The organism is Rossellomorea vietnamensis (genome assembly GCF_008180615.1).
GTDB lineage: Bacteria > Bacillota > Bacilli > Bacillales > Bacillaceae_B > Rossellomorea > Rossellomorea vietnamensis_D.
Genome location: NZ_VTEH01000041.1, coordinates 1 through 700, shown reverse-complemented (window position 1 = coordinate 700; position 700 = coordinate 1). Strand labels below are relative to the sequence as shown.

2 rRNA genes are annotated in these 700 nt (G+C 48.1%); both read right to left on the bottom strand.

The window, feature by feature from the left end:
* Positions 1 to 266, bottom strand: a 23S ribosomal RNA gene (locus FZC79_RS22860); the annotation flags it as partial.
* Between the two features lie 205 nt (positions 267 to 471).
* Positions 472 to 700 (bottom strand): 16S ribosomal RNA (locus tag FZC79_RS22855); the annotation flags it as partial.

The window sequence follows — 700 nt, the reverse complement described above, 5'->3', positions numbered from 1 at the left end:
AATCCCGTTTCGCTCGCCGCTACTCAGGGAATCGCGTTTGCTTTCTCTTCCTCCGGGTACTTAGATGTTTCAGTTCCCCGGGTCTGCCTTCCATACTCTATGTATTCAAGTATGGATACTGCACCATTACGTGCAGCGGGTTYCCCCATTCGGAAATCTCCGGATCAAAGCTTACTTACAGCTCCCCGAAGCATATCGGTGTTAGTCCCGTCCTTCATCGGCTCCTAGTGCCAAGGCATCCACCGTGCGCCCTTYMTAACTTAACCAAATGGTTAATCTAACAATATCTCATAAGAGATATCCTAAAATGGCGATTCTCGGTTCTTTCTTGACTTTCTTCTTCTAACTTTATCTAGTTTTCAAAGAACAATTATAGTCGGCTGTTTTACTTCCGTAAAACGCCCTGACAGTTATTAAACCGTCAAAACTGAACAAAACCAAAYMRAAACGTCACGTCTCATATATCCTTAGAAAGGAGGTGATCCAGCCGCACCTTCCGATACGGCTACCTTGTTACGACTTCACCCCAATCATCTGTCCCACCTTAGGCGGCTGGCTCCAAAAGGTTACCTCACCGACTTCGGGTGTTACAAACTCTCGTGGTGTGACGGGCGGTGTGTACAAGGCCCGGGAACGTATTCACCGCGGCATGCTGATCCGCGATTACTAGCGATTCCAGCTTCATGCAGGCGAGTTGCAG